The organism is Enterobacter cloacae complex sp. 677-3DZ2D5B, from assembly GCF_004136695.1.
Classification (GTDB): Bacteria; Pseudomonadota; Gammaproteobacteria; order Enterobacterales; family Enterobacteriaceae; genus Enterobacter; species Enterobacter hormaechei_C.
Genome location: NZ_QFLS01000002.1, coordinates 19350 through 32795, shown reverse-complemented (window position 1 = coordinate 32795; position 13446 = coordinate 19350). Strand labels below are relative to the sequence as shown.

Below are 13446 nucleotides of genomic sequence, written 5' to 3'. Positions count from 1 at the left end.
GCTGTTATCTATCATATGTGATCTAAATCACTTTTAAGCCAGAGTGAATAATGGAACGTCTAAAACGCATGTCCGTCTTTGCGAAAGTGGTTGAGCAAGGCTCTTTTACCGCCGCAGCACGTCAGCTACAAATGAGCGTCTCATCCATTAGCCAGACAGTGTCAAAACTGGAAGATGAGCTTCAGGTGAAGCTGCTCAACCGCAGCACCCGCAGCATCGGGCTGACGGAAGCGGGTAAAATTTACTATCAGGGCTGCCGTCGAATGCTGCATGAAGTGCAGGACGTTCACGAGCAGCTCTATGCCTTTAACAACACGCCTATCGGCACGCTGCGTATAGGGTGTTCTTCAACTATGGCACAAAATGTTCTCGCTGCCATGACGGCGGAAATGCTGAAAGAGTATCCCGGTTTAACCGTTAATCTGGTTACGGGCATTCCGGCACCGGACCTGATTGCCGATGGGTTAGACGTGGTGATCCGCGTTGGCGCGTTGCAGGACTCTAGCCTGTTCTCGCGTCGACTGGGCAGCATGCCGATGGTGGTCTGCGCTTCGAAAAGCTACCTGGCACAGTATGGCGTGCCGGAGAAACCTGCCGATCTGAGCAACCACTCGTGGCTGGAATACAGCGTTCGGCCAGATAACGAATTTGAACTGATCGCGCCGGAAGGGCTTTCCACTAAACTGCTGCCTGAAGGCCGCTTCGTCACCAACGATCCGATGACCATCTCACGCTGGCTGGTGGCCGGGGCCGGGATCGCCTACGTACCGCTGATGTGGGTGATCAACGAGATCAACAGCGGCGTGCTGGAGATCCTCTTCCCGCGCTACCAGTCCGATCCGCGTCCGGTGTACGCGCTCTATACGGAAAAGGACAAGCTGCCGCTGAAGGTGCAGGTCTGTATTAACTATCTGACGGACTATTTTGTGGAAGTGGCGGAGCTGTTTCAGGGCATGCGGGGCAGAAGGAAAGAGTAGGCTTTTCCCCTCTCCCCGTTGGGGAGAGGGTTAGGGTGCGGGGGAAAATTTACGCCGTGCCGCCCACCGTCAGATTATCTACTTTCAGCGTAGGCTGACCGACGCCCACAGGCAGGCTCTGGCCCTCTTTGCCGCAAACGCCCACGCCGTTATCCAGCTTCAGATCGTTACCCACCATGGAAATCTGCTGCATGGCCTCAATGCCGGAGCCAATCAGGGTTGCGCCCTTCACCGCTTTGGTCACTTTGCCCTTCTCAATCAGATACGCCTCTGAGGTAGAGAAGACAAATTTGCCGGAGGTGATATCCACCTGACCGCCGCCAAAGTTTGGCGCGAAGATCCCGTAATCAACGGATTCGATAATCTCCTGCGGCGTGGATTTGCCCGGCAACATGTAGGTGTTGGTCATGCGCGGCATCGGCAGGTGCGCATAGGATTCGCGACGACCGTTACCCGTTGGCGCTACGCCCATCAGGCGCGCGTTAAGCTTGTCCTGCATGTAGCCTTTCAGTACGCCGTTTTCGATCAGCACGTTGTACTGGCCCGGCGTGCCTTCATCGTCGATAGAAATCGAGCCGCGACGGTCGAGCATGGTGCCATCATCCACCACGGTACACAGTTCGGAGGAGACAAGCTGCCCCATCTGACCGCTGAATACGGACGTCCCGCGACGGTTGAAATCACCCTCAAGGCCGTGACCGACCGCTTCGTGCAGCAGCACGCCAGGCCAGCCTGCGCCCAAAACCACCGGCAGCGTACCGGCAGGTGCCGCCACGGCAGACAGGTTGACCAGCGCCATGCGCACGGCTTCTTTTGCCCACGCATCCGCGCGCGCTTCGCCGTCAACGTCGCCGAGGAACCAGTCATAGCCAAAACGACCGCCGCCACCGCTTGAGCCGCGCTCGCGCTTGCCGTCGTCTTCAACCTGCACGCTGATAGAGAGACGCACCAGCGGGCGAACATCCGCCGCCAGGGTACCGTCCGTCGCCGCCACCAGGATCAGTTCATAAACACCGGTCAGGCTGGCAGAGACTTCCTGCACGCGTTTATCCGCCGCGCGAGCCACTTTGTCCACGCGACGCAGGATGTCGAGCTTCTCTTCGCGGCTCATGCTTTGCAGCGGGTCGATGCTGGTATAGAGCGCAGCGTGCTGCACTTCACCCAGCGTTTTCACGCGACCATCTCCGGTATCACGCACAATGGTGCGCGCGGCCTGCGCGCTCTGCTCAAGTGCGGCGAGGCTAATCTGATCGGCATAAGCAAAACCGGTTTTCTCCCCGCTGACGGCGCGCACGCCGACGCCCTGGTCGATGTTGTAAGAGCCATCTTTAATGATGCTGTCTTCTAAAACCCAGGATTCGTGATAGCTCGACTGGAAATAGAGATCGCCGTAGTCGAGGCGGCGTTCGGTCAGTTGACCAAGAATGGAGAACAGGTCCTGATGGCTCAGGCCGTTCGCTGCGAGCAAATGTTCACTTACCAGGTTCAGACTCATCTATTGCTACTCGTTCGTTGCCGCCCGGGGCGGTATAAAGATCGTATTTATTGAGAGTGAGGCAATTACCTGCCCACGTCAAATCATTGCGGTGCTTCTTTGCGCGGCTGGCGCAGCACCTCGTTAATCTGCGGTTTATCGACCGGACCGGTAATGCGATAGCGCAGAATAGAGACCTTGCTCCACAGCGGCCCCAGCACTTTACTGGCGGCAAACACCGCCGCACCGACAATCGGGTTCACCACAAAGGCCGCCGCAACGCCCACGCTTGCGGATATTTCCGGCGCCACCACGGCTTCCATATCCAGTTCGCGACGCACGAGGTTGACCGAGCCTTTCATGGCGATATCCGCTTCCAGGCCATCCACCAGCGTATCGTCCGTATGCAGAACGCCGTCTTTGATCCACGCCGTACTGCGAATTGAATCGTAGTAGAAACCTTCGCTGAAGGTGTCGCTGAAATCGAAGCGCAGCTTGCGCAGCAGCGCATCAAAACTCAGCAGGCGCAGGATCTGCCCGGCGCGCCCCGTGCTCACGTCGGCAATCTCACCCTTACCGAAGTTGGTTTTCAGGATGCCGTTAAGCGAAGCTTCATCGGGTGTCCACGGCGCAGCGCGCCAGTGCAGATCGTAATTCACATCGAAGGACGATCCGCGAAGCGGCGTGCTAATGCCGAAGAAGTTAGCCGCGGCGTCCAGCTTATTGCCTTTAATATCGCCTTTCAGCGAGGTGCGTTGTTCACCCGGTTTGTTCACCCATTCGCCCGCGGCAGTCATGCGGCCAAAGCCGGTATCCACCAGCCCACCAGAGAGGCTCAGCGTATTTCCGTGAATGGCAAAATCACCGTCGATACGGCCATATTTCTGTCCCCACAACCAGCACTCCGCGCAGCGCAGCTGGAGATCGGGCCAGCCGCTGAAATCCACGCGCGACGTCCCACTGCCACTGACAGGAGAAGTGCTTGTCGACTCTGCTTTAGACGCCGTAAAGGTCGGATTGTAATAGAGATAACGGATAGCCGCCTGCCATGGCGCGTGATCGCGCATGATCAACGAACCGTTGATCTCACGCCCCTGCGCCTCGACCTTTGAGCCGTTTACCGTCGGCCGGGAGACAATACTCAGGTTGTTCCACTGCTGCCCGCCCAGCGTCAGCGCAGGCGTGCGCAAGGTAATGGACTGCGGGAACTGCGCCGTTTGGTCGACGTTTTGCCCGACACCTTTCTGGAACAGTGCCAGCCACTCTGCGCCATCCATCGGCGGGAGATTCAGTTCAACGCCCGCCTGCTCCGGCAGCGGCGGCGTGGTACGGCTGTCCGTCGTCCAGATCGCCCTGTCCAGCGTCAGCTTGCGGTTAAGCAGCCAGCGGCTGTTGAAGTGGTTTGTTCCGCCCGCGTTTCCGGTTAAATCGAAGCTGTTAAGGTTGCCCGCAACCTTAACGTTGACGGGCAATGCTTCACCGCTTTTTTTATTCAGCGGCGCGGGAAGCTGGCTGCTGAGGTTTTTTAGATCGCCCGTAATGTCGACGTTATAGCGCGCACCGGCATGATAAGGCAGGTCGATGGCGACCTTGCCATTCCATGACACCGCACCGTCCACCGCATTCTCAATCGGCTTCGGCAGAACATCCATGCGTGACGGCTGCCAGTTCGCGTCCATATTGACCGCCACCTGGTAGGCTTTATCGCCCTCGGTGGTGGAGAAATCGATATTAACGGGTTGATTGAACCAGGTCGCTTTAAGCGGCTCACTTTTCAGCGTGCCGTTAACAAAGCTGAACTGACCGCTGAGGTTTTTCAGGGTGCTGTCCAGCGGCTTGATATAGAGGCTGTTGTTATTAAGGCGAACGTCGCCTTTGGCGGTGGTCAATTCACCGTCCAGCGGGATATCCAGATGTAAGCGAGCATTCACATCGCCATCTAACTGCAACTGCTGAAGGGTGGCTGCCAGGGAGTCATTCAGCGGCGTATCTTCAAAGTACGGGCCAACCGCTTTACCCGGCCCCTTAATATCCGCATCAATCAGCAGCTTCTCTTTGGAATAATCCGGGATGTTTGCCGTCAGGTTGCTTGCCGTTACGCCGCCCAGCGCGACGCTGTCCGTCTTCATCCACAAGCCGTCATTCAGGAAGTTGAGTTCAATATCCAGATTCTTCAGCGCCGGCCAGTCTGGCTGGAAGGCATAGGTGGCGTTGCGTAGCGGCACCAGAACCTGGAACTGGCCTTCGTTGTGCTTATACGGGAACAGGTGCGGGTTGCCGCCGTAGACCAGCGTGGCGTTATCCGCCTGGCCGCCCTGAATAGCGCCGCTGAGATAGTCCACCAGCGCTTTCCCCATCAGGTTTTCCGGGAAGTAGCGCCACGCCTGCGAACCGTCATCCGTGCTGATGCCCGCCAGAATACCCAGCCACGGCTCATCGCCTTCAGGCTGTAGATAACGGAAATTACCGCGGGCATGTACCGCTTTGGCTTTTACATCAATATCGCGGCCATCGAGCTGAAAACCTTTGTCATTCTTCAGCCAGTTGAGAGTGGCATTTCCCTTTTCGATCTCCAGTGGCGCACGGAAGACCGTTTCGTACGGCATTTTCGCGTCCTGCATTTCTGCCGTCAGCCTGCCGTTTTCCACGCTTCCTTCCAGTTTACCGCTGAAGTGCTCGGCACCCGGCAGCAATTTCCACTGTTTCCATGCGAGATTTTTCCATGCCGCCTGAAAACGCGTCTTTTCCGTAGCCTGGAGCGGAATATCCAGCGCGAGCCGGTTTATCTGCCCGCTCGGCTGCGTCGCCAGCCAGATTTCGCCCAGCTCCGGTGAAAGTTTTGCGGCCATTGAACGCAGCCCTTCGATCGCCGTCAGATCCAGGTTACTGGCGCGGATACGCAGCTCGTCGCTGCGTTTACCGTTTATCCCGCCGACGTCCTGTTCCGGCATCCACGCCAGCGTCAGCGCGCCGCGCGGCCAGGGTTTGTTATCCATGGAGATGCGCGTATCCGGAATGGCGAACTGCCAGCCGCCTTTATCCTGCGTCACGTGTGCGGTGAGGTTATCGACGGAAAGTTGATGCTGATGGTTTTCCCCTTTCCAGCTCGCGCCCCCCTGCTTAAGCCAGATATCGCCGCTGGCGAACGCCCCGTTCGTCAGCGTCATCCAGCCTTCCAGGCTGAAGCGCGCGGTCTCCAGCTGCATGTTCTGCTGTAGCCACTCACCGAGCCACGGCTTCACGTCCACGTCGTCCGCCTGTAGCCAGACCCTGCCGTTGTTCAGCAGGCCATTGTCGTCACGCAGATCCATCCGCACCTGCATAACCCCGTGCTGCCCGTTCAGGCTGGAGAGATTCACCTGCCCCTCGGCGCGGTGGCGATCTTTCCCGTTTAACCAGGTCAGCTGTGGGATCGCCAGCTCAGCGCGCTGACCGGAAAGAGTAATAAAGCTCACTTCGCTGTCGCGCAGATCGAAATGATCGAACTGCCGCAGGAACAGATCGCTGATACGGCTGGTTTCCAGCCCTCGATCGCTGTCGCCGCTTTGCAGCGACGTGTTAGTCATCAGCTGAAGTTGCCAGAAGGTGAGATCGCGAAACTGCCAGCGCAGATGCAGCAGGCTTTGCCAGACATCCAGCGCCAGGGTGACGCGTTTGATTTTGAGGTGGCCGCCATCTTTCAGGCTGGCGCGGATATCCCGCGCATCTAGCGTCGGGCCAAAGTTCTGCCAGCTTGCCTCGATATGACTCACGTCCACCGGCAGGCCGGTGGCGGATTCGATTTTTGCCAGGATCTGCGGACGCCAGCTGTCCAGATGCGGCAAGACGAGACGCAGCCCGCTCACGAGCAACGCGACAATCACGACCAGCGTTGCCCCTGTAAGCAGTAAAATCCCCGGCAATCGCCTCACGCGTCTCTCCTTGTCAGCCTTAAATCTCGCAGTGAACTGCGTTTACATCATGACGACGTCAAACTGCTCCTGGTTATAGAGCGGCTCAATTTGCACTTTTACCTGTTTGCCGACAAAGATTTCCACTTCCGCCAGCGCGTGCGACTCTTCCCCTTTCAGGGCCTCCGCCACCGCAGGGGAAGCATAGACCAGAAAACGGTCTGAGTCGTAGGCATGATGGACACGGACAATTTCACGCATGATCTCGTAGCAGACCGTCTCCACCGTCTTTACCGTTCCGCGTCCATGGCAGGTTGGACACTCATTACACAGGACATGTTCCACGCTTTCGCGGGTCCGTTTCCGGGTCATTTCCACAAGACCGAGCTGCGAGAAGCCATTGATGCTGGTTTTCACGCGGTCCTTACTCAGCGCCTGCTCCAAAGAGTGCAACACGCGACGGCGGTGATCTTCATTATTCATATCGATAAAGTCGATGATGATAATGCCGCCCAGATTACGCAGGCGAAGCTGACGCGCGATGGCCTGCGTCGCTTCGATGTTGGTGTTGAAGATGGTGTCATCGAGGTTGCGATGGCCGACAAACGCGCCGGTGTTGATATCGACGGTGGTCATCGCTTCGGTTTGATCGATGATCAGATAGCCACCCGATTTCAGCTCAACCTTACGCTCCAGCGCACGCTGGATTTCGTTTTCAACGTCATAGAGGTCAAATATCGGCTGGCGTCCGGTGTAATGCTCCAGCAGACCCGGCATTTCCGGGATGTACTCGGCGGTGAACTCCAGTAAGGCTTCGTACGTCAGACGGGAGTCCACGCGGATGCGGTCAAGCTGGGCGTCGGCGAAATCACGTAATACGCGCTGAGCGAGCGCCAGCTCACCGTACAGCCGGTAGCGGGTCTGGTTGCGTTTTTTACGCTCCATCACTTTGGTCCAGACGCGCTTCAGGTAGGCCGCATCCGAGGCGAGATCTTCTTCGCTGATCCCTTCCGCCGCGGTACGGATAATAAACCCGCCCTGCTCGTCGCAGTAGGCGCTGACCACCTTTTTCAGGCGCTCACGCTCGCTTTCGCTCTCAATACGCTGTGACACGCCGACGTGCGACGCCCCCGGCATAAACACCAGGTAGCGTGAAGGCAGGGTGATGTCGGTGGTCAGACGCGCGCCTTTAGTGCCCAGCGGATCTTTTACCACCTGCACCATCAGATCCTGGCCCTGACGCACCAGCTCAGAGATGTCGCGCACGGCAAACTGCTTTTGCTCTTCGCCTGCCACACATTCGGTGTGCGGCATGATATCGGAGGCATGTAAAAACGCCGCCTTATCGAGCCCAATATCTACAAAAGCCGCCTGCATACCCGGCAGGACACGACTGACACGACCTTTGTAGATATTGCCTACGATTCCGCGTCGCGCTTCACGCTCAATATGAATTTCCTGAAGAATGCCACCATCAATGTAGGCCACACGGGTTTCCGATGGCGTTACGTTTACCAACAATTCAGCCGTCATAATTATCCCTTCCCTCACGCAGTGAGTTAAAATTGCTCAGCAACTCATACGTTTCCACCAGCGGTAAGCCGACTACGGCGTGATAGCTGCCATTTATCTTCCTGACAAAACAGCCACCCAACCCTTGAATACCGTATGCACCTGCTTTATCCATAGGTTCACCGCTGGCGATATAGCCGGCGATCTCCTCGTCGGTGAGGACTCTGAACGTCACTTCCGTTACCACAAGGCAATCCAGAGCGTACTGGCTGTCTGCCAGCGCTACCGCCGTCATCACCTGATGGGTTTGTCCGGACATGTTACGCAGCATCCGCGCCGCATGGTCTGCGTCGCGGGGTTTCTCAAGCACCTCACCATTGAGAATGACAATGGTATCCGCACCCAGCACCGGTAAGTCACGCGGCACGCATGCCACGCCCGCCTGCGCTTTTTCACGCGCCAGACGAGAGACATACTGCTGAGCGCTTTCACCCTCAGCACGTTTTTCTTCAATACCGGTAACGATGCGTTCGAAGGAGACACCCAACTGCGCGAGCAGTTCCTGGCGACGCGGAGAACCGGAGGCAAGATACAAAGACGTCATAGAAACCTTTTATTGCACGGCAAACTGCTGGCGAATTTTACGCATCAGCAGGAACAGCCACGGCCAGAGCACACCGTTTACTACACTACTCCAGAACACTTCCGGTCGGAAAGAGACGTTGATCACTAAAAACTCTGCCCAGAAAACAATGATATCCGCAGCGAGCGACAACAACATCACCACCAGCGCCTGTTGCCAGAGCGCAAGGTTACGAAAGAGCTGGAATTTGAGTGCGACGAGATACGCAATAATGCTCATGGATAAGGCGCGGACGCCAAGCGTAGAGCCACTGATAAGATCCAGTATGGCACCCATCACAAAACCTGTGCCGACATTTACGCGGTGCGGCAGGGCAAGGATCCAGTAGAGCAAAATGAGCAATACCCAGTTTGGCCGGAAAACAAGAATGTCGTCCGGCCAGGGCATAATTTGCAGCAACAGTGCAACGAGGAATGAGAGCCAGATTACCCAGCGCCCCTGGCTACGATAACTGGCCACTACTGCCCTCCACCCGAGACTTGCGGCGGTGGCGGCGCATCCGGCAGCGGCTGCGTTAACCCCGTCGCCGGAGCCGGTACGGGTGCAGGTGGTCCCATCGCATCCGGCGCAGGCAGTACCTGCGGCATCATCTGCATCAGGCGTTCATTCGCCACGCGATGCACATCTTCCGGGGTCATCGGGTTAGCTCCGTTACGATCGGCGCCCCACAGCAGCAGCAGGTAGCGCAAACGCTGCAAGCCGGCCGTTGGACGCGCCTGAATCACGGTGTAGGCACGCTGAGTGTCGAGCTTCACGGAAGAGACAACCGCAACCGGGTAGCCCTCAGGGAAACGACCGCCCAGACCGGACGTCACTAGCACGTCGCCCACGCGGATATCCGTGTTGGCGGGCAGATGTTCCAGTTGCAGATCGTCCGTGCAGCCGTTACCGGCGGCAATCACGCGAATATCGTTACGCAGCACCTGAATCGGCAGTGCATGGGTGGCATCGCAAATCAGCAGCACGCGGCTGGTCAGTTTGGCAACCGCCACAACCTGGCCCACGACGCCTTTATCGCTGATGACAGGCTGACCTTCGTATACGCCGTTCACGCTGCCTTTATCAATCACCACCTGATCGCTGTACGGATCGTTTACGGTGGAGATCACCTGGGTGACCATTTTCTGTTCATCCTGGCGCAGCGGCGAGCCAAGCAGTTCACGCAGGCGTGCGTTTTCCTGCTTATATTGCCCCAGCATCAGCAGCTCGCTGTTTTTCAGCAGCAGTTCCTGGCGTAACGCACGGTTTTCGAGTTCGAGCTGGTCACGCGATGAGAGCGTTTGCGACACGGAGTCGAGCAGTTCACGGGGACCATTTGAAATAAAGTAGAAAGGACTGACGGCGGTATCCATGTACGTTCGGATCTGGCTGAACGTACCGAGGCGGCTATCGGCAATAATGACCCCGAGCGCAACCAGAACCGCCAGGATCAGGCGAAACTGTAGCGACGGGCCACGGCTAAAAATTGGCTTCATAGGCTATGCGTATTCTCGCGTCAGAGAGAAAGGGTAGCAAATTGCTACCCTCTCACACCCGACTACTCTTCGCTAAACAAGTCGCCGCCGTGCATGTCGATCATTTCCAACGCCTTGCCACCACCACGGGCGACGCAAGTCAGTGGATCTTCTGCAACTACGACAGGAATACCTGTCTCTTCCATTAACAGGCGGTCGAGGTTACGCAGCAGCGCACCACCACCGGTCAGAACCATACCGCGCTCGGAAATATCGGAGGCTAGCTCTGGCGGGCACTGTTCCAGCGCAACCATCACCGCGCTCACGATACCGGTCAGTGGCTCCTGCAACGCTTCCAGGATTTCGTTGGAGTTCAGGGTGAATCCGCGTGGCACGCCTTCCGCCAGGTTACGACCGCGAACTTCGATCTCGCGCACTTCATCACCCGGGTAGGCAGAACCGATTTCGTGCTTGATGCGCTCTGCGGTCGCTTCACCGATCAGAGAGCCGTAGTTACGGCGAACGTAATTGATGATAGCTTCGTCGAAACGGTCGCCGCCGATACGCACGGAAGAGGAGTACACCACGCCGTTCAGGGAGATAACGGCCACTTCAGTGGTACCGCCACCGATATCCACCACCATAGAACCGGTTGCTTCAGAAACCGGCAGACCCGCACCAATTGCCGCAGCCATCGGTTCTTCAATCAGGAACACTTCACGCGCACCGGCACCCTGAGCAGATTCACGGATTGCACGGCGTTCAACCTGGGTCGCGCCAACCGGCACACACACCAGCACGCGCGGGCTTGGGCGCATGAAGCTGTTGCTGTGAACCTGCTTGATGAAGTGCTGAAGCATTTTTTCGGTCACGAAGAAGTCAGCAATAACGCCGTCTTTCATTGGGCGGATCGCGGCGATGTTGCCCGGCGTACGGCCCAGCATCTGCTTCGCATCATGACCTACTGCGGCCACGCTTTTTGGCGAGCCGGCACGATCCTGACGAATGGCCACAACGGAAGGCTCATTCAATACGATGCCTTGTCCTTTTACATAAATAAGGGTATTCGCGGTACCCAGGTCAATGGACAGGTCATTGGAAAACATGCCACGAAATTTTTTCAACATACTAAGGGATAATCCTGAAAGCTGGGGCGGAAAACAAAATCCGCTTACTTTACCAACCACACGCAGCAGCGACAAGGCGCAAAAATCGTCTGCTACGGTGAAAATTAGTGCAGCACGTTTCCTTTGTTACAAATTCATCCCCTGAATCCCTCAGGGCTGAGTAAACAGCAGCGTCCCTCACTTTCACTTGTAACCCATTAAAGGTCGTTCACTGGCTTTTATGCTCGTCTTACTCAAAGCTACAGGCGCGATATTCTACGTGAAAACAAAGTAAACGGCAGGTCAAACAGAGTATCTTTGCAAATATTTTTTCACATTGGTGTCAAGCGGCTGAGAGGCGGCAAAAAAATCCCCCTGACCGCCCGTCACGCCGCGCTCTGTCAACATCTGCCATTCACTTCGTGAACGTACGCCTGTGGCAAATACTTGCGTTTGCGTTCCTTTGCACGCTTCCACCAGGCTTTGTACCAGCAGCTGGTTTTCCGTGCGTTTTTCAATATTCCTTACCAGACCCGGATGCAGCTTCAATAATTCAACATCCAGCTCTTTGATCCAGCTGGTGCTCACCAGCGTCAGACCCGCCTGGGTTACCGCCACGCGAGCCCCAAGCGCATTGATTAAACGCACCACCGGGCGCAACCGGCTGATGTGTTGACCTACATCTGCCTCTGCAAGTTCAAAAATAATGCGTTTGCGTTGCGATTTTTCGCATTGCATTAACGTGTCACGTAACCAGCGCTGAAAGCGCGGACGGATCAGCGATTCGACGGTCACCTGTAAAGCCAGATTTTCTTCAGGCCAGTACGATAAAAACGGAATGAGGCGGGTGATTTGCTGACGGTCATACTCTTCGGACAATCCGAATTGCAACACCATGGGCAGATATTCCGCGGAGATAACCTCTTCGGTGCCATCAAAAATACGGCACATCAGCTCACGATGATGGACATGACCACTCTTCATGACCGCCGGTTTTTGATAGATGCGCGGTCCGCCCCGGCTCAGCATCTGTTCAATCAGGGTTCGCCAGCGCACGTTGCCGCGCCCTTTCTCCGGCAGCGTATCATCATAGACCGCCCAGCCGTTCGCCCCCTGCAATACGGCGTTACGCGTTGCCGCTTCCGCATGTTCCATCACCTGCTCCGTCGACTGACCGCCGCGCCAGGCACAGATGCCTATATGCACCATGTCGTCTCTGTCGAGCATTTTGCTCTGGGGCAGCGCATCGACGGCTTTCAGCAGCTGACTGGCGATACTCTCGGATTCCTTTAAGGTGCGATGCGGCAGCAAGACGGCAAAGTCGCTGCGGTGGTAGCGTGCCAGTAACGCGCCGGGGTAGCGCATGATAAAGGTGGACAGCAGATTAATCAGCGTAAAGAGGTTCTCTTCCGCCACGCGCTGACCCCAGGTATCACGGAGCAGATCAAAGTCGGGCAGGCGAATCATCATTACCACGCCATGCGTACCCACCTTTTCGGGGTCATCAAGAAGCGTAGCCAGCTGATTATCAAAGAAGAGACGGTTGTTGAGGCCCGTTTTGTTATCCTGCGCGGCGTAAGAGCGAATCAACGTGTCCATACGGCTACGCTGATCGCTGGCAAACTGGATTTCGGAGAGCAGCACGTCCAGGGCGCTACTGGTGCGTGATGGCCATTCATAAACCGATCCCCGCACCTGCGGACCCCGCTCGCCATTCAGTATCCGCACGGAGCGTGTTTCCAGCAGTTCCTGGCCGGAAAGTTGACGACGCTGCCAGCGAACGGCGAGGAAAATCAGCAGTACGATAAAAGCAACGGCGATGGTTAAGGGCGCGGTGGTCATAAGCGAGCGTAAATAGTTGCTCATCGGATCCTGGTACATCAGATGAATTGTCATACCCGGATGTTTAAGTGAATTAACCGTGACGTCCCGATACTGATCTACCGTGCCGGCAGGACGATAGCTGCCCTGGCGGGTATGGCTGAAAACGGTCTGCTTCCCCTGTTTAATGTCGATCTGCACTATATCCACAGGCACCATTAACTCATCCAGCTCACGCGAAAGCGCCGGGAAGGAGGACGTTATCAGGCGAGTGTCGATAACCGATGCAACCGATTCAACCCGGTTAACCAGCTTATCCTGGATGGCATTGTAAAAGCTCAGCGAGCAGCCGATTAGCGTGACAAATATGGTCAGCCCCGTCAGCAAGGTAATAAAAGCTGAGAACTTCGTCGTTAATCGCATCCTTGAGATTACTCCGTGGGTTGAAGGGGGGGCAAGTGAGCACTAACTTGCATTTTAAATGCGACATACTATCAAACCTGGTGTATCTGGCAATTTATTGCGTTAAATCGGCACTGCGTTTCATTGAGCGAGTATAGTCATCAGGA

The 13446-nt window shown here is 56.4% G+C and carries 9 protein-coding genes; 1 reads left to right on the top strand and 8 read right to left on the bottom strand.

Features of this window, described 5'->3' with window-relative positions; all coding sequences use genetic code 11:
• Window positions 1–50 precede the first annotated feature (50 nt).
• A complete protein-coding gene (aaeR, locus tag DD597_RS04585; protein ID WP_003860415.1) occupies window positions 51–977 on the top strand; it encodes an HTH-type transcriptional activator AaeR in 927 nt (308 codons plus the stop codon).
• A gap of 49 nt (window positions 978–1026) precedes the next feature.
• On the opposite strand, the gene tldD is transcribed toward aaeR, so the two are convergent.
• The 8 genes from tldD to csrD all read right to left on the bottom strand — a co-directional run bounded on the left by tldD (window position 1027) and on the right by csrD (window position 13300).
• Window positions 1027–2472 carry a metalloprotease TldD gene (gene tldD, locus DD597_RS04580; protein WP_003860414.1) on the bottom strand — a complete coding sequence of 482 codons (1446 nt, stop codon included), beginning with the start codon at window positions 2470–2472 and terminating at the stop codon, window positions 1027–1029.
• A gap of 83 nt (window positions 2473–2555) precedes the next feature.
• The gene (yhdP, locus tag DD597_RS04575; RefSeq protein WP_063159089.1) at window positions 2556–6362 is read right to left on the bottom strand and encodes an AsmA2 domain-containing protein YhdP; all 3807 of its coding nucleotides are present in this window, start codon (window positions 6360–6362) and stop codon (window positions 2556–2558) included.
• 42 nt (window positions 6363–6404) lie between these two features.
• Complete coding sequence (gene rng, locus DD597_RS04570; protein WP_003860405.1) at window positions 6405–7874, bottom strand: ribonuclease G; 1470 nt, start codon at window positions 7872–7874, stop codon at window positions 6405–6407.
• On the bottom strand, window positions 7864–8457 hold the full coding sequence (locus DD597_RS04565) for a nucleoside triphosphate pyrophosphatase (protein WP_032608002.1): 594 nt from the start codon (window positions 8455–8457) through the stop codon (window positions 7864–7866). Before DD597_RS04565 ends, rng begins: the two co-directional genes overlap by 11 nt.
• 9 nt (window positions 8458–8466) lie before the next feature.
• Window positions 8467–8955: a rod shape-determining protein MreD gene (gene mreD, locus DD597_RS04560; RefSeq protein WP_048244952.1), complete on the bottom strand. Its 489-nt coding sequence runs from the start codon at window positions 8953–8955 to the stop codon at window positions 8467–8469.
• Complete coding sequence (mreC, locus tag DD597_RS04555) at window positions 8955–9971, bottom strand: rod shape-determining protein MreC (protein ID WP_003860400.1); 1017 nt, start codon at window positions 9969–9971, stop codon at window positions 8955–8957. Before mreC ends, mreD begins: the two co-directional genes overlap by 1 nt.
• 62 nt (window positions 9972–10033) lie before the next feature.
• A complete protein-coding gene (mreB, locus tag DD597_RS04550) occupies window positions 10034–11077 on the bottom strand; it encodes a rod shape-determining protein MreB (RefSeq protein WP_000913396.1) in 1044 nt (347 codons plus the stop codon).
• 282 nt (window positions 11078–11359) lie between these two features.
• Window positions 11360–13300: an RNase E specificity factor CsrD gene (gene csrD, locus DD597_RS04545; RefSeq protein WP_003860399.1), complete on the bottom strand. Its 1941-nt coding sequence runs from the start codon at window positions 13298–13300 to the stop codon at window positions 11360–11362.
• Window positions 13301–13446 lie beyond the last annotated feature (146 nt).